Source organism: Streptomyces sp. NPDC107654 (genome assembly GCF_055639035.1).
This window is the reverse complement of the sequence record NZ_JBVKBI010000029.1, coordinates 66485-91917: the sequence shown is the minus strand read 5'-3', so window position 1 is coordinate 91917 and position 25433 is coordinate 66485. Positions and strand designations below refer to the sequence as shown.

The window sequence follows — 25433 nt, the reverse complement described above, 5'->3', positions numbered from 1 at the left end:
CGTTCCCACTCGGCATCCGTCAGATCGCCCCGCCCCATGTCCACATCAACGACACGGGTGCGGAGTAGTCACATGATCGGCCGGACAAGTCCTAGCGCCAGTGGATCGCCATCCTGGATGAGGGGCGGCACCTCGCCGAGGTGGATGTGGGAGGCGAACGTCGGATCCACCGCTCCCGTGCCGGGCTGGTCGACGTCACGCTGCCACCCGTGTGCCGTTACCGCGTCGAGGACCAGCTCGGGACCACCGCACGGCAGGGCGGGCTGATCGCAGGCGTCGAGCGCGGCTAGGAAGCTGGCGAGGATCTCCCCTGGGACATCGGGGGTGAAGTAGGCCGACCACTGGGCGAGCGGGCTGCTCGGGTCCGTACGAGCGGACACCTGCCAGGCGATCGGCAGGTTCCCCAGGTGGAACGGCTCGTCCGGCAGGACCCACTGCGCCCACCGCAGGGAGTCGGGGCTGATGTGCAGGACGGTGCTGCGCAGGACTTGACGGTCCGCCGGCGCCTCGTCCGGCTCCTGGCGCCCGCGGACGAGCGTCAGGCTCGTCCAGCCCAGGCCGGCGAGCGTGTCGGCGACGGCGTCGTACAGGCGTCCGTCGTCACCGGCCAGGTGCCGGGGACCGACCCAGTACGCGGACGGGACGTTCGTCGGGCTGGGCAGGCCGGACGGAAAGTCGGAATGCAGTATGCCTCCAAGGGCTAGAAGTCCTGATGCCGCCAGCCGTGCGCGAAGCTGGACGGGAGTGCGGGCCGACTGCGCCGCAGTCTCGGTGGCAGAGGGCGAGCAGTGTGACCCTGCCTTGCTATCAATCAGGCAGACGTCGAGGGCGCCCGAGAGACGCCGACTCAAGCCTCTGGCTGTCACATTCGCTGGGAGGTCTCCAGCACGCGCGCGACTGCGGCGGCGACGACATCGGCCGGTGTCTCGGTGTCGAAGGACATCTGGTAGCCGCGCACCTTGGCCGTACCGGTGACGGCGATCTTCCACCCCTCGCCGTCGGTACCAGGACGGCCGGACGGAAACCATCCGAGATAGAAGGATCCATCCTTCGAGTTGACGTGCACGTCCGCGCGGTCGTCCACGACCAGGTGGAAGTCGTCGGCGGAGAACTGATCCATCACGAGCGTGGCCTGGCCCGGGCCGAGCAGCCACTCACGCAGCCGCAGGGCCTCGACGGTGGTGGAGAATCCGGGCCCCTGGGGTGCCGCAGTCACGGGCAATCACCTCTCTGACCTGGTGTTTTACGAGAAGGTCGTCCAGGTTCACATGCCGCTGCGGCGTTGGCCAGTCATTCGTGGGTCTTTGCTGTCTGCCCCCGGCGAACTGCCACGCAGAGGACGAGGCATCGCGGACCACTGCGGAAAACGGCGTGCGCGCGGTGGAGGCAGTGCTGATAGTTGCCGTATGGATGCGATCGAGGCCGCACGCGCCGTCGTAGATGAACAGCACCCCGAAGCGCGCGCCGCGTTCCTGGGCGGCAGCGTCGTGACGGGGCGCCGCACGGCGACGTCGGACCTCGACATCGTGGTCCTGCTCCACGGAACCCCAGCCCCGTACCGCGCGAGCCTCCAGTACGCCGACTGGCCGGTGGAGATGTTCGTGCACACCGAGGCGACGTGGCACGCCTACGTCGAACGGGAACTACGCCAGCGCCGGTCACCGCTGCTGTGGATGTGTGCCGACGGGCTGCTGCTCTTCGACACCGACGGACTCGGAGCCCGCCTCGCCGCAGAAGCCCGGAAACTGACCACCGCAGGACCACCCCCGGCGTCGGCGGAAGAGGTCGACGACCGCCGCTACGCGATCACCGACCTCCTCGACGACCTCGCGGGAAGCCACGACCAGAGCGAGCGCCTGTTCATCGCGACCGAACTGGTCCGACGCACCGGTGAGCTGGTGTTGGCCGTTGGCGGGTCGTGGGGCGGCGGTGGGAAGTGGCTGGCACGCCGTCTTGAGACGACCGCGCCAGGGCTCAGCACACGCCTCCACCACGGCCTACAGGAGGTACTGGGCGGGAGAATAGAGCCCCTCGTGGCCGTGGTGGACGAGGTGCTCGGGCAGACCGGCGGCCGGTTGTGGGTCGGCTACAAGCGTGCCGGGGCGCCCTAAGCGGTCCTCCACGCGCACCCGGAGCAACGCGCTCAAGGACTGCTGGTCTGCGAAAGGCTGTGGGCGAGCTGGCCCACGGCATTGAGAATGCCCTGCCCGAAGCTGGTAGGTGCGATCAGCACGCCGAACACCAGCACAATGACGACGGTCAGCTTCTCGTCGAACCGGCTGCGGGCATGCGTACGTCGGCGCAGCCGCACAATGATGACGACAGCCAGCAGAACCGCCACGTTGATACTCAGAACCACCTGGCCAGCCCTCCCCCGCACAACACTCTGACGACCCGCCCTCCTGCATAGCCGGAACTCGACAGCACCACGTTTCGATCACCGGTGATTGGCGACGGAGCGCCTGGTCAATGGCTGGATTGGGGCAGCTGCGCGAAGCGAACAGCAGCGCCAGCTGCCCCACTCGCAGCCCGCCGGGGCGGACGAGCCCAGACCTCGCGACCTCCGTCGCACTGGCCGCCCTGCCCTGCGCGTCAGGACAGAGCGGTGGGGCGGCGCGGCGGCGGGATGCGGTCCAGCAAATCCCACAGAGGGCGCGAGCCAGCCGCCCACTCGCCCAGCAGACGGCGGTCCACGAGGTGTATCCGGTGCTCCGCGCCCCAGGGGATGGCCTTGGAGGAGAAGCGACCGTTGGTGAGCACGACTGCGACGTCCGCTCCGTGGATCTGCCGTGCGGTGCCGTTGACCTGCTGTAGGACACCGACGCCGACGGCGGAGCCGCGGTCTCCGTCCCGGCGGTGCTTGCACTGGATGGCCCAGACGCGCCCCATGGGATCGACGGCGCGTACGTCGCAGGCATTGTCGCCGGCACCGCCGAGCTGCTCTGCCTGGCAGCCGTCCCGTCGCATCAGGTCCCGTATGGCGAACTCGAACGCGCGGTGGTCCAGGGCATCCAGCTCCGCGATCCCCATCCGCAGGGCGCGCGCACGCACACGCTCCCACTCGGCCCGCTGCCGCGCCTGCTGCAGCCAGAGGCCACCGGCCACTGCGGCGATCACGGCAGCGATGAGGAGGATCCACCAGTGCACCAGCAGCCAGTGCACGACGGTGATGACCAACCCGAGCGCCAGGACCCCAGCTCCCAACAGGGCCAGCTGGTCGTCCTGTTTCTTGGAACGGCGGGCTGGCCGGCGCCGTGCGGGGCGCCGGGCCGGGCGTCGGCCGCTCATCGGGCTGTCCCCGGCTCAACCGGCAGGCTGCGTTCGGCAGACCGGGCGAGGGCCCGTATCGGCCCAGCGACCCGCTCGCACGCCTCCATCCGTACCGCCATGAAGGAACTCCCCCCTATCCACAGGCTGTTGACGATCCCCGCGCAGGTCATGAGAGCACGCACCACTGACAGCGGGTCGAGATGCGATCACTTAGAGTGGAGAGTTTTCGGTCAGCGTGGGCCGCTGCCCGCTGCGGCTGAGCGCCGACGACCTGGGACTTTGGGTGCTCGATCGACATACTTCAGCCGTTTCGCGGCGAGCACTGGATCCGGCCGCTCCTCTCAGCGGACGCCGGCCCTCCCACCGGCATCTTTCCGGTCCAGCGTGGAGTTGCGCGGGTGCGCAGGATTGAGGAACCACTTGCGCGCGGAGGCCAGCCACCAGATGCCGCAGAAGGCGATGACGACGCCGACCGCGACGGGCGCGTAGTTGAAGGTGCGCGCGGTGACGGGGGAGGTCTGCGGCAGCATGAACAGCACGGTGATCACGAGCACCCAGGCGACGGCGATCGTGCCGACGACGGGGGACCAGGAGCCGAGGTGCCAGGGGCCGCGCTCGAACCGGCTCCCCTGCCGGAGCCGGAGGTAGGTCGGGATGACGTAGGCGATGTACAGGCCGATGGTCGCGATCGACGTGACCGCAGCGTACGCGGTGGTGTTCCACAGGTAGGGCAGGCCGAGGACGAAGGCGCCGCCGGTGGCGAGCCAGACAGCGTTGGTGGGCGTGCGGGTGGCGGGGTTCAGCTGGTGCCAGACCTTGGAGAAGGGCAGGGCGCCGTCGCGGGAGAAGGCGTAGATCATGCGAGAGTTGGCGGTGACAGACGCCATGCCGCAGAAGAGCTGGGCGACGATGACGACCAGGAGCAGCCACTTGCCGGCCGCAGCACCGAGGGCGTCCATGAGGATCTGCGCCGGGGGCACCCCCGTCCCCGAGCCAAGTGCGCCGGCGTAGGACTGGATGGCGTAGGTGAAGCCGAAGAGAAGGACGAAGCCGGCGGCGAGGGAGACGAGGATCGAGCGAACGATGCCCTTGGGGCCGGCGGTGGAGGCGTCGATGGTCTCCTCGGTCATGTGGGCGGAGGCGTCGTAGCCGGTGAAGGTGTACTGCGCCATCAGCAGTCCGATCAGCACCACGTAGGTGCTGGAGGAGAAGCCGGTGTTGTTGACGAACTCGCCGAAGACGAAGCCGGCCGACTGGTGGTGGTCGGGCACGAGCACCAGGGCGCCGCAGATGACGACGACGCCCAGGATGTGCCACCAGATGGAGACCTCGTTCAGGAAGGCGACGATGCGGACACCGAAGGTGTTCAGCACGCCGTGCAGGGCGAGGATGATCCCGAACAGCGTGATGGTGTGGTCGGGCGTGGCGGTGAAGCCGAACTGAAGGTCGAGCAGGGCGTTGAGGAAGCTGGCGGCGCCGAAGTCGACGCCCGCGGTCACCGCTATCTGACCCAGGGCGTTGAACCAGCCGGTGAACCACGCCCACGCCGCGGCCGTTCTCGCGGGGGCCATGCGGTGCGCCCAGAAGTACAGGCCGGCGCTGGTCGGGTAGGAGGAGCAGACCTCGGCCATCGACAGGCCGACGAACAAGGTCATCAGGCCGACGAACAGCCAGCCCCACATGATCACGGCCGGGCCGCCGGTGTTCATGCCGTAGCCGTACAGGGTCATGCAGCCGGACAGGATCGAGATGATCGTGAAGCTGACGCCGAAGTTGGCCCGGCCGGACATCGAGCGGGCGAGCGTCTGCTGGTAGCCGAGCTGCTTCAGGCGGTCCTCGTCGGAGACGCGGGAGACGTCAAGAGGCATGGGAGTGCCGTCCTTCGTACATCGGGGGGTGGTGTCAGGATGGTCAGGGGTGCCGGCGCCTCGGCGGGTTGTAGGCCCAGGCGCGGTGCCGCAGGAACAGGTCTTCGGCCTGACCGCAGTAGGCCCAGGGAAGGTGCGTGGCGTACGGGCCGATCGCGTCGAAGACCTCCGCCGCCTCGCTGTGACGGTTGGCGAACGACAGAGCGTGTGCCAAGTAGTTGGCGTCATCGGCGAAGCAGGCGTGCGGGCCAGGCGCGCGGTAGCGCCACCAGCGTTCCAGCACGGGGTCGATCTGCGGGCAGTCGATCCAGGGATGGATGGTCAGCCCGTACGCCGCCTTGTCCCGCTCCTGACGGGATCGGTGGGCCTCGGCGATCACGACCAAGGGCAGGACCGCGATCGGCAGCCCTCGCGGGGCGATGGACGCCTGCTCCTCCGCCCACCACATCGCCTCCCCCGGCCTGCCGTGGTTGCGCTGGAACAGGTAGGTAACGACCTCGTGGTGGGCCTCGCGATTCCACGGATCACGCTGCTTGATCTCCGCCCACACATGCCGCAGGGTCGACCGATCCGGTGCATGCGTCCGCAGCAACGCCAGCATCACCACCAGGGGCGCCAGATCATCCGGCCACACTCCCAGCGCGGTGCGGCAGGTGGCCCACGCTTCCTCCATCAGTGACCGGCCGCCGTTCTGCCCGGCGATCATCGCGCGCAGGGCCTGAACGTTCGCGAGGAGAGCCAGTGCGTGCGGCGAGCGCGGTTCCGCCTTCACCCAGGTGTCGGCGAAACGCAGGCGAGCCCCCGCTTCGGCGAGCACCTGAAGGCGGAAGATCCGGCGGTCCCAGTCGGCACCGGTAGTGGTCAGCAGGTCTCGGGGGCCTTCCCAGCGCCCCATAGAAGCGTCTTCGAGGACTCGCCGCAGCGCGTCGTCATTTCTTGCCGGGCGCATGTCAAGAGCGGGTTGCCCTCCGGTCGTAGGCATCATGTTCGCTCCGGTAGTCCGCTCCTGTCTGCTTGGCAGGAGGAGGCGAAGTCGTCAGGCGGTCCGGATCTCGGTGCCGAGCGCCGCCGAGATGGCCCGCTGGTGGACGAGGCCCGTACGCACCAGCCGGGCCTCCGGGGTGAAGCAGTCGACGATGGTCATGTGGTTCGCCGCCGGGCACACTCCGCCGTCGATGATGACGTCGGGTTCCAGGCCCGAGGCGGCCAGGAAGGCGTGAACCTGGTCGATCGTGATGGCCGGCCCGGGGTCGTTCGGGCCGGCGTCTCCGGAGATGTTCGCTGTGGTCGCCGCGAGAGGGACTTTCACCGCCGACGCGAGGTCCCCGAGGATGTCCGGGGCGATCGTGACCAGGGCGGGAGATCCGACTGCCGCGTGCTGGGCGGCGTCTTCGGCGTTCTTCCACGGCAGCAGCAGTGCGAGATCACCGGGCCAGAAGGCCGTCGCGAGGCGCCTGGCGTCCGGGCTGAGGATGAAGCGTTCCTCACAGGAGGAGGTGGAGGTGGCCACATAGGCGAGTGGCTTGCCGCTCGGGCGGCGCTTGCCCGTGATGATGTCGTCGCATGCCCGCGCGTTGCTCGCGTCGGCGCAGACCATGTACCAGCGCCGGGTCGGGACGACGACGAGTCCTCCGGCCTCAATCGTCTGTACCGCGGTGTCGAGGTCTTCGGGTCCGATGAGACGCATGGGCTACTCCTTTTCGGCTGCGGGCTGAGGGGTCGCGGCGAGGGGCGGATAGTCGAGCCACGGGTCGCGCAGCGCTTCGAGGCGGCGGCCGGCGTGGTCCGGGTGGGAAACGCGGAAGTAGGCCATCACCCTGGGGAAGGGGGTGAGGTTCCGTCCCACCGAATGCGGGACGAGGTGGTGCATGAGCAGGACGTCGCCGGGGGCACCGAGCAGAGGGACACCCCGCTCCTGGTCGACCTCTGGGGGCACCTGCTCCGTCATACCGAGCGTCCACTGGGTCCTAAACCAGTCCGCCATGGTGTGGTGACCGCCGGGCTGGTAGTGCAGCGCCCCGTCCTGCGTGCTGCTCACGTCGGACAGGACGACGCCGACGAGGAGCGAGAAGGTGCGCAGTTCTCGCGGGTCGAGGTGAGGACAGGAGACCCCGTCCACGTGCATCGCCTTCTCGGGTTGCACGCCGGGGAATTCCGACTCGGGTACGCGGATCTGAATCTGGGCCGTGGTGACGGGGAAGGTGTCTCCGAGGAGGCCGGTGGCGAGTTCGGCCGCATCCGTCTCCTCGTACAGGGCAAGGATGTCGGGGTGGCTCCCGAGTTCAGGGGCGAAGGTGCGCTGGCTGTAGGCCGGGACTTCGCTGGGCCTCAGACCGCGGTACCAGCTCCCGACCAGTGAGGTGGCGCGTTGGACGAGTGCGGGGGAGACCAGTGCGCGGCGTACGAGGACGCCATCCCTTTTGAAGGTGGCCTTCTCCTCAGGCGTGAGGGGCATGGTGCCTCCGTAAGGTCTGCGACGTCCCGCGGGACGTGGCTCTGTCGATGCGGTCGAGGACGTGCGTGCAAGCGTCGAGCGCTGCGGCGAGAAGCTTGTGACCCAGCTCCGGGGTGGCGTTGCGCGGATCACCGCCGATGACACCGTCGGCGGCGAGCTCGGGGTCGTCGGAGGACCAGGGCCACGTCACGCCACGATCGAGTACGAGGTGGCCGATCGACCGGCGTCGGCCGGGGTCGGGGAACGCCTCGCTCGGCAGGAGGTCCAGCCGGACCCGGTCCGGGTCAAGGGCGAGCATGAGGGCGGTTTCCAGCACTCCGGCATGCACCTCGGGCAACTCGCTGCCGATCGGGACTCGGCCGGCGGCGAGTGCGGCCGGGTGCAACACGCAGGTGGTGACGCCGTGGGAGTGGCGGAGCTGGTGGACGACCGCCTCCAGCACGCCGCGGTTGCCGCCGTGGCCATTGACGAGGAGCACGGAGCCGACCCCTGTGGAGCGGATGTACTCGGCCACGAGCGTCGTGATCAGCGTCGCGTACAGGTGGAGGTCCAGCGTGATGGTCCCCGACGCGTCGGCGTGTTCGGGCGAGAGGCCGTAGGGGACGGCCGACCCGACCCACAGGTCGTGCCGGTCCGCTGAGTGCGCGGCCAGGCGGTGCGCGAACTGCTCGGCGATGACGGTGTCGGTGTCCAACGGCAGGTGCGGACCGTGCTGTTCTACCGACCCGAGCGGCAGGCAGAGGACGGACCGTTCGCCGAGCTCGGCCGCCACACGAGGGGCGGTGAGCGCGGCGAACGCCCGTCTGGTGCTCCGGCTGGTCACCTCCTGCTCCGCCGCCCGAAGCGGATCAGGAACTCGTTCTCCTCCGGGAAGGTGTCATCCTCGCTGAAGTCTGCGAGCCGCTCCTTGACCGTGGTCTCGAATTCCGGCAGCCGGTCGCCGAAGAGGTGGGGTGCGGCGAAGGAGGTGGAGTAGAGGTAGCCGAGGATGCTCTCGGCGGTCCAGGTTCGGTGGACGGGGATCCGGGCCGCCTCGACCTGGTCGAAGGGAGACTCCTCCATGATCTCGCTGTAGGGGCGGTTGTGGTGCTGGAAGGTGCCGGAACCGGCCCGCCGTTCCTCGCCGAGGAACGTCTTGATGACGTCTCGGACGGCTTCCTTCCAGGGACTGGTGGCGGTCCAGAAGCTGCTGTCGCCGAAGATGGCGACGACACCATCGGGCGCGACCTGATCGTCCAGGCGCGCCAGCACGCCGGCCTGGTCGAGCCAGTGGAACGCGCGGCAGATGGTGACCAGGTCTGCCTTCCAGCCGCCGGGCGACACGAAGTCCTCGGCGGTGCTCTCAACGAGCGACAACCGCGTGCCGTCGGGGAGCTTCGGGCGCAGTGCCGACTCCGCCGCGGCGAGCATGTCGGCGTCGTTGTCGATGGCGATGATGTCGTCGAAGCGACCAAGCAGCGCCTCGGCGACCAGCCCGGTGCCGGTGCCGACGTCGAGCAGGCGTCGCGGACCGTCGGTCCGGGCGGGGGCGGCCTGGTCCAGGGCCGTTGCGACGTCTTCGGGGATACCGGGGCGGAACTGGCGGTAGTAGCTGGCGGTTCCGGTGAACAGGCTCATGTGGCGCTCCATGGTGCGAGGTGCTGAATGTGGGCGGCGGCTGCCGCCAAGTCGTCGGCGACGAGCACACCGTGGTCAACGAGCAGGGACTCGTCGGGGACCTGCCTTCCGCGCGAGATCCATATGGCGCGCGCCCCTGCTTCTACGGCACCCACGATGTCGCACGTCCAGTCGTCACCGACGTGGATCAGGCCATTTGGGTCCGTGTGGAAGTGGTCGGTCACGGCCTGGAAGGCCCGACGGTCGGGCTTGGTGTGGCCGATGCGGCAGGACGGAAAGAAGTCGCTCACCCAGGGGGAGAGGAGCGTGCGCATTCCGTCGGTGTCGGCGTCGACGCAGGTCACGTTGGAGAGGGTGACGACGGTGGCTACTGAGCTGATCTTGCGCAGTGCCTCGGTCGTGCCGGGGTAGAGACTGAACGGGGCAGGCGGCACATCGCGGGGGAACGTCTCCGCCGGCACCTGGATGGCGTCGCAGACCTCGTGTACCAGGGAGTCGGTCAGGGCCGGTCGGGTGTGGAGGCTGGACCGCAGGATCTCGCGGGTACGCGCCGGAGGGAGCGGTGACGCCTCGACCAGCCGCATCGTCAGGCCGGGTCCGTCGGCCATGCCCAGGGTGCCCCCGACGTCCACCGAGACCAGCAGTTCGGGTCGTGTTGTCATCGTGTCCTCCCCGCGGTGGCCGGGAGCGCGGAGACGACGGCTTCGATTCGGGCCTGCCGGATGTCCGGGGTGGTGGCTTCCGACAGGAACGTGAGGGCGTACCGCAGCTCCGCCTCGTCGAGCGCGTCGAGTGATCGCCCTTCCTGGTCAGCGGCGACGTTGAGGTCCGGCGGGACGCTGCGCGGGCGCAGTCCGTGCGGCAGGTGGAGTCGACCGTGCCAGTGCTCGCCGTCAGCCGGCGCAGGGAACTCGCTCGTGGGCCGCAGGACGGTGACGTCGTCCAGGGTCAGGATGCGTACGGGGATGGACGAGTCCGCGATGTCCAGGCTTCCGGTGAGGAAGGTGTCGTGGCCGTCAAGCCGTCGCGTCAGGCGGAGCAGGGGCCCTTCGGGGCTGTGGGTGACCGTGCCCTCGACGGGAACGTTCAGTGGGGCGCTGGGCATGCTGTGCTCCTTGGCGTGGTGCCGAGACCAGGGGCGTCCGGCAGGCGGATGTGGCCGTTTTCAGGGCGGAGCGGCATCTCGTAGAGGCGTTGGCGTCCGGGCTCCCAACGCAGCCGGTACTCGACGGCCGGAACGGCGTGGGGGTAGGCGGCGGCCAGGTGGAGGCCGGGCACGAGCGAGCGGCCGTGCGGGTACACAGGAACGCCCTGAGCCTGAGCGACTCGAATGATCTGTACCGCTCGGGTCAGCCCGCCGCATCCGACGGCGTCGAGGGTCAGGGCACTGGGCCGTATGTACTGGATCAGGCCAACGGGGTCCTCGTCGCAGTGCGCGCGTTCGCCGACTGCCAAGGGCAGCGGTGTGGCCGCCAGCAGCTCGTAGGTGTCCGCGTCGTGATGCGGGAGCGGGTCCTCCAGCCACCGAAGGCAGGAGGGATCGGCTACCTGTGCGAAGGCCAGGGCCACGGCCGGTGTCCAGGTGCCGACCGCGTCGACGGCGAGCGGCGCGCCGAGAGCGTGAGAGCAGCGCTCGACCGCCTGGGCCATGCGGGCCGCCGCTTCTCTTGATGGGTCGGACGGATTGCGGCGAAGCCCCCACTTGGTGAAGCTCCAGCCGCCTGCCATGACGCCGGCCAGTACGTTCGGGCTGTTGATGCTGCTGAGGTCTTGGGTGAGCCAGGAGGCGTACGCCGGAATCAGCGGCTGGGAGGCGGCGGCGGTGAGGAGTTCGGCCACAGTGCGCTCGGCGAGTCGGCCGTGGAGGTCCCAGACAGCGCAGTCGACCGTGCCGACCGCCCACGAGGCAACCTCGCCAGGCCGTCTGCGAGCCGCGGCCCGCAGACGGTCCAGCAAGCCGGCGTGGTCAGTGACCAGCGAGTCCTTCGTCTCAGGGGCCAGCACCTCGTTCACGTAGCGTCCCACGCGTTCGCCGACCGGGCCGTACCAGCCGAGCGCGAGCCCAGCGCGAACCGCGACGAAGAAGGTGTCGTCACCGGCTGCCGTCGGCTGCCTCGTCTGGACCACGTGGAGGTCCTGAATGGTCCACGAGGTCATCGGACCACCTCGCGAGATGCCAGGAGGAGGTCGGCGGCCCGCTCGACTCCGGGCACGTCCATGCCCATGGTGCGGGCGAGATCGCGCTGCGGCATCGGGCCGGCGGGCTCCTGCCAGCCGATGACGTCGACGGGGCGGCGGAGCCTCCCCGCCAACAGCCCCCATACAGATGCGGGGTGGCCCAGGGTGAGGAAGAGAACGGAAGCGTGGGAACCGAGATAGTGCTCGACTTCGCAACCGTTCAGCCCCCTCGGCCAGGTGCTCGGGGCACCGAGAACCGTGAGATCCAGCAGGTTGACGACTCGGACCCGGCACCGGTGACGGTCGCGAATACGGTCGACGGCTTCCGTGGCTACGGCAGCGGGGATGTCTCCCGCTGTCACGATCGTCAGGTCGGGCTCGTCATGGTCGCTGAGGTGCGACCACACCGCGAGACCACGGCGCCGCTCCTCGTCCAGTGATTCTTCCGGGTGGAGCGTGCGGTTGTGCTTGCCGGTGATGATCAAATTGACGCGGTCCATCGAGTCGAGCGCCTCATCCAGGACCGCCGCCGTACGAGTCGGGTCCGCCGGCGTCAGCACCCGGACTCCGGGTGCACCGAGGGCCAACAGGGCAGTGGCGAGGGACGGGTCGCCGTGGGTGTGGACGTTGTGCCAGCCGTAGGAGGTCAGGAGGACGTTGAGGCTGGGCAGGCCCTGCGCGCCGTCGAGGCGTCGCTGCTTGATGTGAGCCACCAAGCCGCTGGTGAGCAGAGGGGCGAAGCTCTCGTACGACACGAGCAGGCCCCGTCGGCCGCTGGCGGTCCAGCCGGCGAGCCACTCCAGCAGCACCTCCTCCGCCAGCAGCTCGTGAGCCCATCGCTCACGCGCGAGGTCAGCAAGCCGATTGGAGGCCAGTTCGTCGGGGCTGAGGAGCAGGAAGTCCCCTCGTTCTGCGTGCCGCCGGACTGTCCCCGTGACCGCGCTCGTGAACGAAACAGCATTGGGTAGTGGCGGGACGTCCGGGATGGCCGACTGCGCACGGGGCAGGGAGCACCAGCGGACCTGGGTGACTGCTTCAGCAAGGGGCCCTCGGCTGCGTCCCCGCGTGTCGAACAGCTGGGAAGGCCGGTAGGAGGCCAGCCAGTCGTCGAGCTGCGACAGCTGATCCGCGTTGTTGCGCGGGTTTGTGAAGGGGGTCTTGTGCAGATCGGGCGTACCGATAAGCGTCTGGCCGCCGAGGGCGACAGGACCGGTCCATCCCTTGACGCAGCGCAGGACCAGTGCTGTGCGCCGGCCTACGACAGTGGCCTCCAGGGCGTCCCATAGGGCGGCGTGGAAGGCTGCGTGCTCCGCCTGCGATCCGGCGGTGACGTGGACGATCACGGCCCGCCATCCGATACCGGCGAAGTATGCCCGGAGCCGGACGTCGTCCAGTCGTCCGAGCAGTGACGGACCCCCCATGCGGAAGCCGTTCACGTGCACTACGGGAAGCACGGCGGCACCGGTGAGGTCTTCGTGGGCGAGCCAGGCCGCTGCGGTCGTCGGGGTCTCGCACTCGCCGTCACCGATCACAGGCACGACGACCCTGCCGGGAGCGTCAAGCGCGACCCCCTGTGCGAAAGGCAGGCAGCCCCCGAGTCGTCCACCGAGAAAGGCACCGGCCGGAAGCGCCGGGGTGACTTCGGCTCCGAGCCCTTCCACGTCAGGGAAAGCCCGGGAGAGCCGCCGCAGGCCGTCGGCGTCCGGCCCGAATTCCGGGCGCAGCTTGCCCAACTCACCTGTCACCCAGGACGCCGAGAGCTGGACCACGCCGGCATGACCGGCTCCGAGCAGCGGCACAAGGCCGACTTCCCCGTCGAGAGCCCCGGCGGCAAGGGCGAGGTGGGTCAAGGCAAAGGCGGTGCCCGGCACGGTTCCCCAGTGGCCGGACGGGCGCTCCTTGACGTGTTCGGCGGTCAGCGGCCGGTTGAGCAGGACGTTGTCCCGTAGGTGGAGTTGGCACACCGAGGCGTAGCAGATGGCTCTCCACAGGACCTCGGCCAGAACGGCATCGTTCTCCATCACGCGCCGACCAGGGTCTCGTCAGCGAAGGTGAAGTACCACAGGGGGCGATAGCACTCCCATGCTGCGGGCCGCAGCCCGGAAGGTTCCATGATCTTCTCTATCTCGGCGCGGGCGCGGAGGTAGTACTCAAGCTCATGGGCTCCGGAGGCGCGCAGGCCGGCCATGATGCGGTTGTGGGCCTGGTAGACCTGGAAGTTCGGGAACTCGGTCACGTACGGCGCGAGGGCCTCCACGCCGGTGCGCAGTGCGTCGAGGTCGTCCAGGCCCGCGATGTACGTGAACGACGTCCCGTGGCCGGCGGCGACCGCCCGCGTCAGCACTTCCGGCATCGAGGCGGTCGTCAGCACCGCCTTGCTGGCCTTCAACAGGAGGTCCCGTCGCGTGAAGCATTCAGCGGTGAGCCGGAGCACGAAGGGGCCGATGTCGGCAAGCTCGTCGAACGCCTGCCTGGAGTGAAGCACCGAGGTGAGGAAGCCGAGCCTGGCTTCGATGCCGTACTCGGCCAGAACAGATCGCAGGGCCCGCATGTGGTCGACGGCCGCGGGCTCCCGCTCGAAGCATCCGGTGGAGACGGTGACCTCCCGGACTTCCGTCAGGTCCCGCCGCGGGTGCTGCTCGCGCAGCGCGGCGAGAAGTTCCCGGAGATCCTGCTCTTCCGACAGCCGCGGGTCCGCCGCTGCCTCAAGTGTGTTGGGACAGAAGGCGCAACCCACGCACCGGCTACGGGCATTGGGGTTGAGCGTCAAGGCGGTGCCGTCGGCGCGGAAGTAGCCACCGACCGCCTCATCGGCATCGATTCGTTCCACTGTGCCGACCGGGGCGCCCCCCAGCAGCAGTCGCCCATCGTCCATCAGCCGGAAGGGCGACTCCGCCGCATTCAGCGGAACGATGAGCTGCCAGGGCACGGACCGTGCGCTGTCCAGTCGCACCTGCAGGCGGGCGCGGTGGCGCGGAGCTTCCCCGTCGATTCCGTGGAGGTTGATCGAGATGAGCAGGGCGTCTTCGACCGGTACTCCGTACCGCCGCGCGAGCCGCTCCACGTCCGCGAGTGTGGACGCCGCGCCCGCCTGTCCGCCGAGTAAAGCTGTCACGCGCGTGCTCCATCCATGAGGCCGGAGAGGGATGGCACGTCGGCGGAGCGCGGGGGACGCTCCGCCGACGGCTCCCAAGAGCGTGCCGTCACACGGCAGGACGGCGAACCACGCGCAGGGACTTCTTACGGACGTCCCGGGACGTTTTCAGCAGACGGCGTGAGCCAGCGACCGTAGATGACGCATCAGCGCGGCGACGTCGGTGAGATCGGCGAGCACGATGCTCGCTCCCGCTTCCCTCAGCTCTTCAGCGCTGTGGACACCAGAGGCCACGGCAATCACGTGCGCGCCGGAGTCGAGGGCGGCTTGGACGTCGCGCGGGGTATCACCGATGAGGACAACAGGCGTCTCGGGCGGTGTGTCATAAACCGCCCGCACGCGGGAGCGGGCGACGTCGACCAGCTCCGCCCGGTCCGTCGCGTCGGCTCCGTACGCTCCGCACTCGATGTCAACGAGACCGTCCAGTCCAAAAGCCCTGAGCTTGACTCGGGCGTTCGCTCGGACGTTACCGGTGAGGACCGAGGAGATCATGCCGGGCTCGGCCGCTACCGCTGCGAGCGCCTCGCGGGCACCGGGAAGCGATCGGCCACGCCGGGCGAGATCAGCCTCCCGCGCCGCGCCGGCGGCCTCCAGCGCGGGCTGGATCACCCCCCACTCCGGGGGCTCCATCCCGTGGTCGCGGAACATCCCCGCGAGGATCAGCCGGTCGGTCCGGCCCTCGGTGCGGGCAGGATGGTCAGCGGTACGGCCGGCAACGCCTTCGAACGCGGCGGCGTAGATCTCTTTGCTGACGCCGGAGTTCTCGATGAGAGTGTGGTCGATGTCCCAGAGCACGATCAGTGGCACCGGTCCAGCGTAGGCGTACGAACAGTTCCGGCCACAACCGTGCCCAGCGGGCTCATCGCACTTGCGGCCTGCTGTCACGGTCCGGTTGGCTTGCCTGAGTGAATGAGCGACTGCGTTCCGCACTCGTGCAACGTGGCCTGACGGTGGAGGAGTTGGCCGAAGCCTGCTCCGTGGATCCCAAGACCGCCAGCCGGTGGGTCGGTGGCCGAGTCCCCCACCGCAGGCACCGTTGGACGGTCGCGAACCTGCTGCGGGTCGACGAGACATACCTGTGGCCGGACAACGGTCAGGGGTCTCAGCATCTCGGCGCGGCCCGCTCGGAGCTCGTCGACACCTACCCCAACCGGGCGAGCGTCCCACGCGATGTGTGGTTCTCCCTGCTACTGAGCGCCATGAAGCAGGTTGACGTGCTTGTGTTCTCTGGCACCTTCTTCGCGCAGACGAACCCGCACATCGCGAGCATGCTCCAGGAAAGGGCGCAGGCGGGCGTGCGCGTCCGGCTGTGTTTCGGTGATCCGGACGGGGAGGCGGTCCGTGTCAGGGGCAGGGAGGAAGGCATCGGAGACACACTCGCGGCCAAGATCAAGGCGTCCCTCACCTACTACCGCGACCTCGTGGGCTACCCAGGCTGTGAGGTGCGCCTTCACGACACGACGCTCTACAACTCGATCTTCCGATACGACGACCACCTCATGGTCAATCCGCACATCTGGGGCCAGCCGGCCAGCGCCAACCCGCTTCTCCAGCTCCGCAACACCGACGGCGGGGAGTGGTTCAAGCGGTACAGCGACAGCTTCGAGGCCGTGTGGGCATCCGCGCGCCCCTGGGCGCCCGACAGGTAGGAGTAGCAACACCGTGGGCAGGACCGAGTACTACCACGACCCCAAGGCCCCCAAAGCCAACACCCTCATCCCCGCCAGCAACCTGCTCGTGGTCAACGATGAAGGCGCCATCCTGCTCCAACGGCGCCGTGACACCGGCCAGTGGGCGCTGCCCGGCGGCGCCCAGGACATCGGGGAGACTCCGGCGCAGTGCGCCGTCCGCGAGTGCGAGGAGGAGACCGGCATCGTCGCCGAGGTCACCGGCTTCCTCGGCGTCTACTCCAACCCGGAGCACATCATCGAGTACACCGACGGCGAGATCCGGCAGCAGTACGAGGCCGTGTACATCGGCCGCCCCGTCGGCGGCAAGCCGACCGTCAACGACGAGGCCGACGGCGTGCGGTGGGTCCAGCCGGACGACCTCCACACGCTCGACATCCACCCGAGCATGCACGAGCAGATCGACCACTATCTCGCCGGTGCCTACCCCTACCTCGGCTGACCGCTCGCGCTCACAGCTCGACGCCGGCCTCGATCGCAGCCGCCCGCACTCGATCCACGCTCGCGTGGATGTGCGGCGCGGCACGGCGGATGAAGCGGCCGACCACGCTGTCCTCGCCGTAGCGGCCCAATATCTCCTGCAGCCGTTCCTGGGGTGTAGTCCGCTGACCGTCCGGCGTCGTGGTCATGTCGCAGTAGATCAGCGCGTCGACGAGCAGCGGATCATCCAGGAGAGGGAACTCGTCCGCCAGCTCGTCCCGCAAGCCGCGCTCCTCGGCTTCCAGTAGGGCGTACGTGTGGTTCGCCACCAGCCTGACGACCCGCTCGTCCACACCAGGCGTGTCCCGGAGATACCGTGCGCCGTCCAGTGGATGGAAGCCGGTGTGGGCGAGCGCGGGCGCGTAGCCGATGTCGTGCAGCACCGCAGCGACCTCCAGCATCTCGGCGCTGCTACCGACCACGGGCGCCAACAGCTGGGCACGGGCGGCAACGCCCTGCGTATGGGCCCATCTGCGTGGAAGGCTCGTCCGCAACAAGTCACACGCCAGCCCATACGCCCAGTCGGCCTTGATCGTCGCCACGTGAGGAGGGTATGGCAGCCCCGGAGTTGGCGCAGCCTCATACTGCGTCAGGTACTGCTCGATGGCGCAGCAGCTACGGGTGAAGGGACCGGCCCTCTCATATCTCGCTGCTGGACGCCCTGTTGAGTGTCAGTGGCCGTTCTTATCGTGGAGGAATGGCGAACGGTGTGTGGCATACCGGATATGGCATAGAGATCAATCTTTCGTTACCCGATCTCGGGCACCCGGACCGTCCGGAGTTGCTCCGCGAGATCACCGCGAGCGTCGCTGATCGCGACCCACAACTACTCGAATGCCTGGCGCACCACGAGGGGCGGGAGTGCCAGTCCGAGGCAGGCGGAAAATCTCCCTGGATGTTCATCCGCCGAGGGCGCGTGGGCGGCCGAACGCCCCTGGTTGCCTCTCACCTACCGATCACGCACAAGCCGACCCCTGCGGAGAGTGCACAGCACAGGGCTACGAAGGAGCGGGTCGTCGAGACCGCTGCCAGGTACGGGCTCCTCTCCGAGGCGGAGGTTCCCGTAGCCAATCGGCGGAGCATCACCGACGCTGTCGTCACCGGACCGAGTGGCATACGGATCGGCTGGGAGATCCAGTACCACCACCTCAGTCCCAGCAGCGTGCACCGCCGCTCGGTCAATGCAGTGGAGCACGGCATCACACCTCTGTGGGTGGCGAAGGACCGGACGGCCTCCCTGATCGACCGTGCACCGTGGGCACGCGTCGACGATATGCCGTGGAAAGACATCGCGGACGGCAAGGAGATGTTGATCCGCGGTGGGTACCGCCACCTACAGGTCTGGAAGTGTGTGCCGAGCAGTGACCGCCACTGTCTTGCCAGCGAGGGCGCCGGCCACTGTGGCGCGATTCACGCCGACTGGTTCCTGCCCGCCCTTTGCCTGCCTGAGAAGGAGCCGGTCCACATCGAAGACCTGGTCCTGCAGAGCGCCACAGGGGAGAGCGTCCCGGTCTACGTGCCCAGCCGTGGCAACGGCCGGGCTGGTCGGCATATGTGGGTGTCGGCGGACGATCGCGCGCTGTGGGAGGAGATCGTCGGTGAACGGACTCCTCTACCGCCGGCGCCGACCGAAGAGGACGACGGCGTGATCACCTTCGCCGAGCAGGAGATCGACCGCACCTGCCGAGCAGGCGAAGAGGGCTGGTTCGTCAGCGATGCCCGGCCCCTCCGCGACCTTGGCCAGCCGACCGGCGGTTTCACCCTCCCCGCCATGCCGGTACAGGGCGGTCACGAGGCGATGCGGATCACACCAGTAGAAAGGGCCGCAGCGTCCGCCGCGCTGGGGTGTCCGACCTGGGAGCTGGGTCCTTGCGCCGGCTGCGGCCAGCTGATGCGCAGGTATGGGCGGTACGCAGCGATGTACTGCCGCGCCTGCCGTGCCGTGCTGAACGGGCGATAGCCGGGAACTGCAACCAAAACTGCAACCACGGAACGACGAAGGCTCCGACCGTGATCCGGTCGGAGCCTTCGTTTGCCCAGGCGGGCGGCTGCGGAGGATACGAGATTCGAACTCGTGAGGGGTTGCCCCCAACACGCTTTCCAAGCGTGCGCCCTAGGCCTCTAGGCGAATCCTCCGCCGGAAACATTACATGACCGAGGAGGGTGCTCGCGAACTCGTTCCCGCAGGCCGTTCCCCGGGTGAGGGTGCTGCCCCGATCGGGTACAGACCGGGGGCCGCCATCGGGTACTGTGGGGCACAGCCCCTCACGCGGCGCTATCTGACTGAACTCCCCCAGGGCCGGAAGGCAGCAAGGGTAGGTCGGCTCTAGCGGGTGCGTGGGGGGCGCTTGCGTTCCCGGGGCTTCGGCCGGGCCCGGTTGTCAGTGGGCGCCTATAACCTCGTAAGCGTGTCGTCTCTCGCTCTGTACCGCCGCTACCGCCCGGAGACCTTTGCGGAGGTCATCGGGCAGGGGCATGTCACCGACCCGCTGCAGCAGGCGCTGCGGAACAACCGGGTCAATCACGCGTACCTGTTCAGCGGGCCGCGTGGCTGTGGCAAGACGACCAGCGCGCGCATCCTGGCCCGTTGCCTGAACTGCGAGCAGGGACCCACCCCGACCCCCTGCGGCGCGTGCCAGTCCTGCCGCGACCTCGCCCGGAACGGACCGGGGTCGATCGACGTCATCGAGATCGACGCGGCCTCTCACGGTGGTGTGGACGACGCCCGTGAGCTGCGCGAGAAGGCCTTCTTCGGTCCCGCGGGCAGCCGGTACAAGATCTACATCATCGACGAGGCCCACATGGTCACGTCGGCGGGCTTCAACGCCCTGCTCAAGGTGGTCGAGGAGCCGCCGGAGCACCTGAAGTTCATCTTCGCCACCACCGAGCCCGAGAAGGTCATCGGGACCATCCGGTCGCGGACCCACCACTACCCCTTCCGGCTCGTGCCGCCCGGCACCCTCCGGGACTACCTCGCCGAGGTGTGCCGGAAGGAGGACATCCCGGTCGAGGAGAGCGTGCTGCCGCTCGTCGTCCGCGCGGGTGCCGGGTCGGTGCGTGACTCCATGTCCGTCATGGACCAGCTCCTCGCCGGCGCCGGCGAGGACGGTGTGACATACGCCATGGCGACGTCCCTCCTCGGCTACACCGACGGCTCCCTGCTCGACTCCGTCGTGGAGGCCTTCGCCACGGGTGACGGCGCCGCCGCCTTCGAGGTCGTCGACCGCGTCATCGAGGGCGGGAACGACCCGCGCCGCTTCGTCGCCGACCTGCTGGAGCGGCTGCGGGACCTCGTCATCCTCGCCGCCGTGCCGGACGCCGTGGAGAAGGGGCTCCTCGACGCCCCGGCCGACGTCCTGGAGCGGATGCAGGCCCAGGCCGAGATCTTCGGCGCCGCCGAGCTGAGCCGCGCCGCCGACCTGGTCAACGAAGGCCTGACCGAGATGCGCGGCGCCACCTCCCCGCGCCTTCAGCTGGAACTGATCTGCGCCCGCGTCATGCTCCCCGCCGCCTACGGCGACGAGCGGTCCGTGATGGCCCGCCTCGACCGCCTGGAGCGCGGCATCAGCTTCTCCGGCGGCGCCGGCGCGCCCGCCATGGGGTACGTGCCCGGTCCGGACGCGCATGGCGGCGCCGCCTTCACGCCGGGCACGGGCGCCCCCGCAGGTGCCGGTGCGGTGTCCGTGCCGCCCGGTGGCGGTCCTGCGGCGGCCCGGGCGGCCGTGCGGGCGTCGGGTGCGCCCGGTGCTCCTGCCGGTCCCACTGCTCCCGCTCCCGTCGCTCCGGCTGTTCCCGCGGCTTCCGCTGGTCCCGCTGGTCCGGGTGCGGCTGCCGAGTCGGCTCCGGCGGCTGCCGCCGCCCCCGCCCCGGCCGCTCCCGCCACCCCTTCCGCTCCCGCGCCCGCGGAACCGGCCCCTGCCCCTGCTCCCGCAGCCGCCCCGGCCGCCCCCGCCCCCGGTGCCTGGCCCACCGCCGCGCCCGCCGGCGGCGGCCGGCGTCCCGGTGGCTGGCCCACGGCCGCCGCTCCGGCGGGGGGCGGTCAGGGCGCCGGTCAGGGACCTGGGCGTGCGGCGCCGCAGCAGCCCGCCCCGGCCGCCCCCTCGGCGCAGCCCACGGCGCCCGCGCCGGCCGCCCCCACCGGCGGTCTCGACCCCCGCGTGCTCTGGCCCAACATCCTGGAGGCCGTGAAGGACAGGCGCCGCTTCACCTGGGCCCTGCTGAACGCTCCCAACGCCCAGGTGACGGGCTTCGACGGCACCACTCTCCAGCTCGGGTTCGTCAACGCGGGCGCCCTGGACCGCTTCATGGCCAGCGGCAGCGAGGACGTCCTCAGGGCGGTCCTGACCGAGAGCTTCAACGTCCACTGGAAGATCGACGCGGTCCTGGACCCGTCCGGCGGCTCCTCCGGCTACGGCGGCTCCTCCGGCTACGGCGGTTCTTCCGGCTACGGTGGCGCGCCCGGCGGTGGCTACGGCGCCCCGGCCGCGTCCCGCCCCGCGGGCCCCCAGTCGTCCCCGCAGGCGTCCGCCGCCCGGCACCAGCCCGCCGCCCCGGCCTCTTCGGCGGCCTCCGCGACCCCCGCCGCGCCCTCCCCGGCCCCCCGGCCGGCCGCCGCGCCCGAGCCCCCGCCCGTCTCCCTGGAGGACGACATCCCGGCGGACGACGACCCGGATCTGGACGAGTCGGCGCTCTCCGGCCACGAGCTGATCGTGCGCGAGCTGGGAGCGACGGTGATGGAGGAGTTCTCCAACGAGTAGCGAGTGAGGCGGCCGGGTGACCGGGTGACCGGGTGACGAGGTCACGAGGTGGGCCGCGAGGTGGCGCCGGGGCGGTCCGGGAATCGTCCGCGGACCGGCCCGTGGACCCGCCTTCGGAGGAACGTCCAACAAACCCGGGCCCCGGGCTTCGGCAACCTTGCCATTAGGCTGGCCCCCGTGAAGGTCCTCGTCATCGGCAGCGGCGCCCGCGAACACGCCCTGTGCCGCTCCCTGTCCCTCGACCCCGACGTCACCGCGCTGCACTGCGCCCCCGGCAATGCAGGCATCGCCGAGGTCGCCGAGCTGCACCAGGTCGACGCGCTCGACGGCAAGGCGGTCGCCGAGCTGGCCGTCGGCCTCGGTGCCGACCTGGTCGTCGTCGGCCCGGAGGCCCCGCTGGTCGCCGGTGTCGCCGACGCCGTCCGCGCCGCCGGCATCCCGGTGTTCGGTCCGTCCGGGGAGGCCGCGCGGATCGAGGGGTCCAAGGCCTTCGCCAAGGACGTCATGGCGGCGGCCGGCGTGCCGACCGCCCGCTCCTACGTCTGCACCACCGCCGAGGAGGTCACCGAGGCCCTCGACGCCTTCGGTGCCCCTTACGTCGTCAAGGACGACGGCCTCGCCGCCGGCAAGGGCGTCGTCGTCACGCCCGACCTGGACGCCGCCAAGGCGCATGCCGCCGCCTGCGAGCGAGTGGTCATCGAGGAGTTCCTCGACGGCCCCGAGGTGTCGCTCTTCGCGATCACCGACGGCGAGACCGTCGTACCGCTCCAGCCCGCCCAGGACTTCAAGCGCGCCCTGGACGGCGACGAGGGCCCCAACACCGGTGGCATGGGCGCGTACTCGCCGCTGCCGTGGGCCGACCCGAAGCTGGTCGACGAGGTGCTGCAGACCGTGCTGCAGCCCACCGTGGACGAGATGCGCCGCCGGGGCACGCCGTTCTCCGGGCTGCTCTACGCCGGTCTCGCGATCACCTCGCGCGGCGTCCGGGTCATCGAGTTCAACGCCCGCTTCGGCGACCCGGAGACCCAGGTCGTGCTGGCCCGCCTGCGGACCCCGCTGGCCGGCGTGCTGATGGCCGCCGCCACCGGCAGCCTCGGCGATCTGCCGCCGCTGCGCTGGAGCGAGGACGCGGCCGTCACCGTCGTCGTCGCCTCGCACAACTACCCGGGCACCCCGCGCACCGGCGACCCGATCACCGGGCTGGACGAGGTGGCCGCCGAGGACGCCCCGCACGCTTACGTGCTGCACGCCGGTACGAAGCGGGACGGCGACGCCGTCGTCAGCGCGGGCGGTCGTGTGCTGTCCGTCACCGCCACCGGCAAGGACCTGGCCGAGGCGCGCGAGCGGGCGTACCGGGCGGTGGGCCGGATCCGGCTCGACGGCTCGCAGCACCGCACCGACATCGCGGCGAAGGCGGCACAGAGCGCGGGCGCCTGAGCTCCGGCCCGCTGACCTGCCCGTCCACACCCCAGGCCCCGGATCCACGATCCGGGGCCTGATCTTTGCTTTCCGTCACCCAGCTCTGACCAAAGCCATTCCATCGAGTGAGCAATCGCCCATATGGCTGACTGGGGCCGGGGCCCCAACTAGGGTGCCGCGCAAGCGTTCCGGCACTTGGCCCACCGGCATTGCGATGTCAGTGGCGGGTGCCACAGTGGGGGAGTGAGCAAGACCCAGGCAGCACGCGATCGGCAGGGAGGGGGCGAGGTCGGAACGTGACCGGAATCGGTGTGGAGGCGGGCGCACAGGCCGCGCGCTCCCGGGCCCTGGCCGTACTGCGGGTCCGGGGCCGGGCGCTGGCCGTGGCCCTGCTGCCCGCGGGTGCCGCAGTGATCCTGCTGACCGGCGCCACCACCGGCCATCTCGTCGGGCCGGACTGGGACGTGGCCCGGTGGGTCGTCGGCGTCCTCGCGGTGCTGGTGCTGCTGGCCGCGGCCGGTATCGCCGTGGTCGTGGCCCGGGCCCGCCCCGCGATGAGCCCCACGGTGCCGATCGCGGAGGAGTCCGCCCCGGACCTGTACCGGATGGTGCGCGACCTCGCCGACCGTCTGGACGTGCCCGCCCCCTCGGCCATAGCGCTCACCCCGGACTGCGACAGCTGGCTGGAGGACCGCGCCCACTCGGCCCACGGTCCGCCCCCGCGCCCGGCGCCCGACGAGATAGCGGGGCCGGGCCGCCGCCGGCCCCCCGTAGCGCCGGTCCTCGTCATCGGCTCCCCGTTCCTGTGGTGGATGCGGGTCGGCGAGCTGCGCGCGGTCCTCGCCCCGGTCATCGCGGGTACGGGCCCCTCGGCGCACCCGGACATAGCAGCCGCCCGCCGTTTCGTGCGCGGGCTGGACGCGGCCGTGGCGGTGGCCTCACAGCGGGGCCGCTGTTGGCTGACCCGCGGGGTGTGCGCGGCCCTCGGCTGGGTGGCCCGGCTGCTGCTGCGCGGCTGCCGGGAGCACGCGACGCAGATGGAGCGCGGGGTCGCGGCGGCGGCGGCCGAGCGCGCCCAGGCGGTGGACTACGGTCTGCGGATCGTCGCCCAGGAGCAGGTCGGGCTCGCCTACGCCGGCTGGGACCGGCTGCTGACCAGGGTGGCGCTGCCCGCCTGGCGCATGGGCCGCTGGCCGTCCCGGCTGGACGCGGGCGTGGTCGCGGCGCTCACCGAGCTGTCCCGCCGTGACCGCCTCGCCGAGGGCTTCACCTCCCGGCTGGGTGAGCGCCCCGCCTGCGACCTGCTGGAGGAACCTGGTGCGGTGGACGAGGCCGCCTCCCTCCTCGCCGCCCGCCTCTTCCACGGCGGCCCCGCCGATCCCGGCCCCGACTGGGCCCCGGTGGACTGGCAGGCGTACCCGGAGGAGGTCGTGGACCGCACCTGGCGCACGGACGCGGCCCGTCTGCACCGAGTCCTCGACTCCCTGGGCGTCCGCCCGTCCCCGAACCCCACGGCCCCCGACCCCGGCGGCCCGACGCTGGCAAGGGTCCTGGACCACTTGTCGGAACCGACCCGCTCGAAGACCCCACAAGCCCACCCACAGGCGCCCCCCGCACAAGAACCCCCACACGACGACCCGCAGGCCGCCGACGACGCGCGCTCCCCGCAGCCGTACGACGACCCGCAGGCTGCCGACGACGTGCGCTCCTCGCAGCCGTACGACGACCCGCAGGCCGCCGACGACGTGCGCTCCTCGCAGCCGTACGACGACCCGCAGGCCGCCGACGACGCGCGCTCCCCGCAGCCGCACGATCACCCGCAAGCAGCCGACGGTGTGCACTCCGCAGGAGGGCAACCCGCACCCGACGGCGCGTCCCGCACGGGTGCCGCGGGTGAGAACCCGGACGCCGAAGACGAAGCCGAGGCGCCCTTCGCCGAAGCCTCCGGCCCGGAACCCGGCACGGAACGCAGCGCGGCCCTGGCCGCCGGCATCACCGCCGAGCTGGCCCGCGAGGAGGCCCGCGCACAGCGGGACGCGGCGGCGGCCGGCCGGGACCCCGAACGTGCCGCGTGGGAGCACCTGGACTGCGTGCTGCCCCCCTTCCCGCTGCAACCCCAGCGCACGGCCCGCGAACTGCTCGCCGACCACGTCACGGCGATGGTGTGCTGCGCGGCCGTCGACACCGCCGGCGCGGTCCCCGCCCTGGACTGGCTGGACGGCCCCTCCCTGCTGCTGGGCGGCGAGCGGGCCGCCGATCTCGCGCCCAGGGTCCGCAGCCTGATCGAGGAGGGGGACGCGGGCCCGCTGCGGCACTGGCTGGCCGCGTCGGGGATACGCCCCGAGAAGCCCGTCAGACTCGTCTGACACCTGCGCCCCACCCCGGCCCCACCCCGCTTCCACCGCGAAACGGAAAAGCGACTTCCACTTCAGGTCAATTCACAACGACTAGTGACCGAGCCCGTGCGTTATGTGATGTGCTGGGACCGACCACGCCTTTGGCAAAGGCACGCGACATAAGACAGCGCGGCCGAACACGCAAAGCTCA

Annotated in this window: 23 protein-coding genes, 1 tRNA gene, 1 other RNA gene and 1 pseudogene; 8 read left to right on the top strand and 18 right to left on the bottom strand. The window is 70.3% G+C overall.

Features of this window, described 5'->3' with window-relative positions; genetic code table 11:
• Positions 1-92: 92 nt before the first annotated feature.
• Positions 93-689: pseudogene (locus ACZ7N4_RS34260) on the bottom strand (SPDY domain-containing protein); the annotation flags it as partial.
• Between the two features lie 173 nt (positions 690-862).
• Positions 863-1216: an SPDY domain-containing protein gene (locus tag ACZ7N4_RS34255; RefSeq protein WP_471366665.1), complete on the bottom strand. Its 354-nt coding sequence runs from the start codon at positions 1214-1216 to the stop codon at positions 863-865.
• A 190-nt stretch (positions 1217-1406) separates the two neighbouring features.
• On the opposite strand from ACZ7N4_RS34255, the gene ACZ7N4_RS34250 reads away from it, so the two are divergent.
• Complete coding sequence (locus tag ACZ7N4_RS34250) at positions 1407-2111, top strand: nucleotidyltransferase domain-containing protein (RefSeq protein WP_471366662.1); 705 nt, start codon at positions 1407-1409, stop codon at positions 2109-2111.
• 32 nt (positions 2112-2143) lie between these two features.
• Here the strand turns inward: ACZ7N4_RS34250 and ACZ7N4_RS34245 are convergent, their stop codons facing one another.
• From ACZ7N4_RS34245 to ACZ7N4_RS34180, 14 genes are all read right to left on the bottom strand, one after another.
• Positions 2144-2359 (bottom strand): hypothetical protein, encoded by a 216-nt coding sequence (locus ACZ7N4_RS34245; protein ID WP_086806453.1) that lies wholly within the window; start codon positions 2357-2359, stop codon positions 2144-2146.
• Between the two features lie 233 nt (positions 2360-2592).
• Positions 2593-3288, bottom strand: coding sequence for a restriction endonuclease (locus tag ACZ7N4_RS34240; RefSeq protein ID WP_471366658.1), 696 nt, complete (start codon positions 3286-3288; stop codon positions 2593-2595).
• Positions 3289-3611: 323 nt separating this feature from the next.
• Complete coding sequence (locus ACZ7N4_RS34235) at positions 3612-5138, bottom strand: amino acid permease (RefSeq protein WP_471366654.1); 1527 nt, start codon at positions 5136-5138, stop codon at positions 3612-3614.
• Between the two features lie 43 nt (positions 5139-5181).
• Complete coding sequence (locus ACZ7N4_RS34230) at positions 5182-6033, bottom strand: hypothetical protein (protein WP_471366651.1); 852 nt, start codon at positions 6031-6033, stop codon at positions 5182-5184.
• 141 nt (positions 6034-6174) lie between these two features.
• Positions 6175-6825, bottom strand: a complete 651-nt coding sequence (locus tag ACZ7N4_RS34225) for an L-threonylcarbamoyladenylate synthase (RefSeq protein WP_471366647.1) — start codon at positions 6823-6825, stop codon at positions 6175-6177.
• 3 nt (positions 6826-6828) lie between these two features.
• Complete coding sequence (locus tag ACZ7N4_RS34220; RefSeq protein ID WP_471366643.1) at positions 6829-7593, bottom strand: phytanoyl-CoA dioxygenase family protein; 765 nt, start codon at positions 7591-7593, stop codon at positions 6829-6831.
• On the bottom strand, positions 7577-8416 hold the full coding sequence (locus tag ACZ7N4_RS34215; protein ID WP_471366639.1) for a creatininase family protein: 840 nt from the start codon (positions 8414-8416) through the stop codon (positions 7577-7579). The genes ACZ7N4_RS34220 and ACZ7N4_RS34215 overlap by 17 nt, the downstream gene beginning before the upstream one ends.
• Complete coding sequence (locus ACZ7N4_RS34210) at positions 8413-9210, bottom strand: class I SAM-dependent methyltransferase (RefSeq protein WP_471366635.1); 798 nt, start codon at positions 9208-9210, stop codon at positions 8413-8415. Before ACZ7N4_RS34210 ends, ACZ7N4_RS34215 begins: the two co-directional genes overlap by 4 nt.
• Positions 9207-9872, bottom strand: a complete 666-nt coding sequence (locus ACZ7N4_RS34205) for an HAD family hydrolase (protein ID WP_471366631.1) — start codon at positions 9870-9872, stop codon at positions 9207-9209. The genes ACZ7N4_RS34210 and ACZ7N4_RS34205 overlap by 4 nt, the downstream gene beginning before the upstream one ends.
• A complete protein-coding gene (locus ACZ7N4_RS34200; RefSeq protein WP_471366629.1) occupies positions 9869-10315 on the bottom strand; it encodes a hypothetical protein in 447 nt (148 codons plus the stop codon). Before ACZ7N4_RS34200 ends, ACZ7N4_RS34205 begins: the two co-directional genes overlap by 4 nt.
• Positions 10297-11367, bottom strand: coding sequence for an enolase C-terminal domain-like protein (locus tag ACZ7N4_RS34195; RefSeq protein WP_471366627.1), 1071 nt, complete (start codon positions 11365-11367; stop codon positions 10297-10299). The genes ACZ7N4_RS34200 and ACZ7N4_RS34195 overlap by 19 nt, the downstream gene beginning before the upstream one ends.
• Complete coding sequence (locus ACZ7N4_RS34190; RefSeq protein ID WP_471366668.1) at positions 11364-13409, bottom strand: phosphoketolase family protein; 2046 nt, start codon at positions 13407-13409, stop codon at positions 11364-11366. The genes ACZ7N4_RS34195 and ACZ7N4_RS34190 overlap by 4 nt, the downstream gene beginning before the upstream one ends.
• Complete coding sequence (locus tag ACZ7N4_RS34185; RefSeq protein ID WP_471366624.1) at positions 13409-14452, bottom strand: hypothetical protein; 1044 nt, start codon at positions 14450-14452, stop codon at positions 13409-13411. Before ACZ7N4_RS34185 ends, ACZ7N4_RS34190 begins: the two co-directional genes overlap by 1 nt.
• 198 nt (positions 14453-14650) lie before the next feature.
• Positions 14651-15349, bottom strand: coding sequence for an HAD family hydrolase (locus ACZ7N4_RS34180; protein ID WP_471366621.1), 699 nt, complete (start codon positions 15347-15349; stop codon positions 14651-14653).
• Positions 15350-15447: 98 nt separating this feature from the next.
• Between ACZ7N4_RS34180 and ACZ7N4_RS34175 the strand changes: the two genes are divergently transcribed.
• Together ACZ7N4_RS34175 and ACZ7N4_RS34170 are read left to right on the top strand one after the other, a co-directional pair.
• Entirely contained in the window at positions 15448-16191 is a 744-nt protein-coding gene (locus ACZ7N4_RS34175) for an XRE family transcriptional regulator (protein ID WP_471366617.1), read from the top strand.
• 13 nt (positions 16192-16204) lie between these two features.
• Complete coding sequence (locus tag ACZ7N4_RS34170) at positions 16205-16672, top strand: NUDIX hydrolase (protein WP_471366615.1); 468 nt, start codon at positions 16205-16207, stop codon at positions 16670-16672.
• Between the two features lie 10 nt (positions 16673-16682).
• Here ACZ7N4_RS34170 and ACZ7N4_RS34165 read toward each other — a convergent pair whose 3' ends face one another.
• The gene (locus ACZ7N4_RS34165; protein ID WP_471366612.1) at positions 16683-17252 is read right to left on the bottom strand and encodes an HD domain-containing protein; all 570 of its coding nucleotides are present in this window, start codon (positions 17250-17252) and stop codon (positions 16683-16685) included.
• 155 nt (positions 17253-17407) lie between these two features.
• On the opposite strand from ACZ7N4_RS34165, the gene ACZ7N4_RS34160 reads away from it, so the two are divergent.
• On the top strand, positions 17408-18670 hold the full coding sequence (locus ACZ7N4_RS34160) for a competence protein CoiA family protein (RefSeq protein ID WP_471366609.1): 1263 nt from the start codon (positions 17408-17410) through the stop codon (positions 18668-18670).
• A gap of 91 nt (positions 18671-18761) precedes the next feature.
• On the opposite strand, the gene ACZ7N4_RS34155 is transcribed toward ACZ7N4_RS34160, so the two are convergent.
• Positions 18762-18846: transfer RNA gene (locus ACZ7N4_RS34155), tRNA-Ser, on the bottom strand.
• 120 nt (positions 18847-18966) lie between these two features.
• Between ACZ7N4_RS34155 and ffs the strand changes: the two genes are divergently transcribed.
• From ffs to ACZ7N4_RS34135, 4 genes are all read left to right on the top strand, one after another.
• An RNA gene (ffs, locus tag ACZ7N4_RS34150) (signal recognition particle sRNA small type) lies at positions 18967-19065 on the top strand.
• Positions 19066-19118: 53 nt separating this feature from the next.
• The gene (locus ACZ7N4_RS34145; RefSeq protein ID WP_471366606.1) at positions 19119-21467 is read left to right on the top strand and encodes a DNA polymerase III subunit gamma and tau; all 2349 of its coding nucleotides are present in this window, start codon (positions 19119-19121) and stop codon (positions 21465-21467) included.
• 177 nt (positions 21468-21644) lie between these two features.
• Positions 21645-22904 carry a phosphoribosylamine--glycine ligase gene (gene purD, locus ACZ7N4_RS34140; protein WP_471366603.1) on the top strand — a complete coding sequence of 420 codons (1260 nt, stop codon included), beginning with the start codon at positions 21645-21647 and terminating at the stop codon, positions 22902-22904.
• Positions 22905-23182: 278 nt separating this feature from the next.
• The gene (locus ACZ7N4_RS34135) at positions 23183-25252 is read left to right on the top strand and encodes a M48 family metalloprotease (protein ID WP_471366600.1); all 2070 of its coding nucleotides are present in this window, start codon (positions 23183-23185) and stop codon (positions 25250-25252) included.
• Positions 25253-25433: the final 181 nt, after the last annotated feature.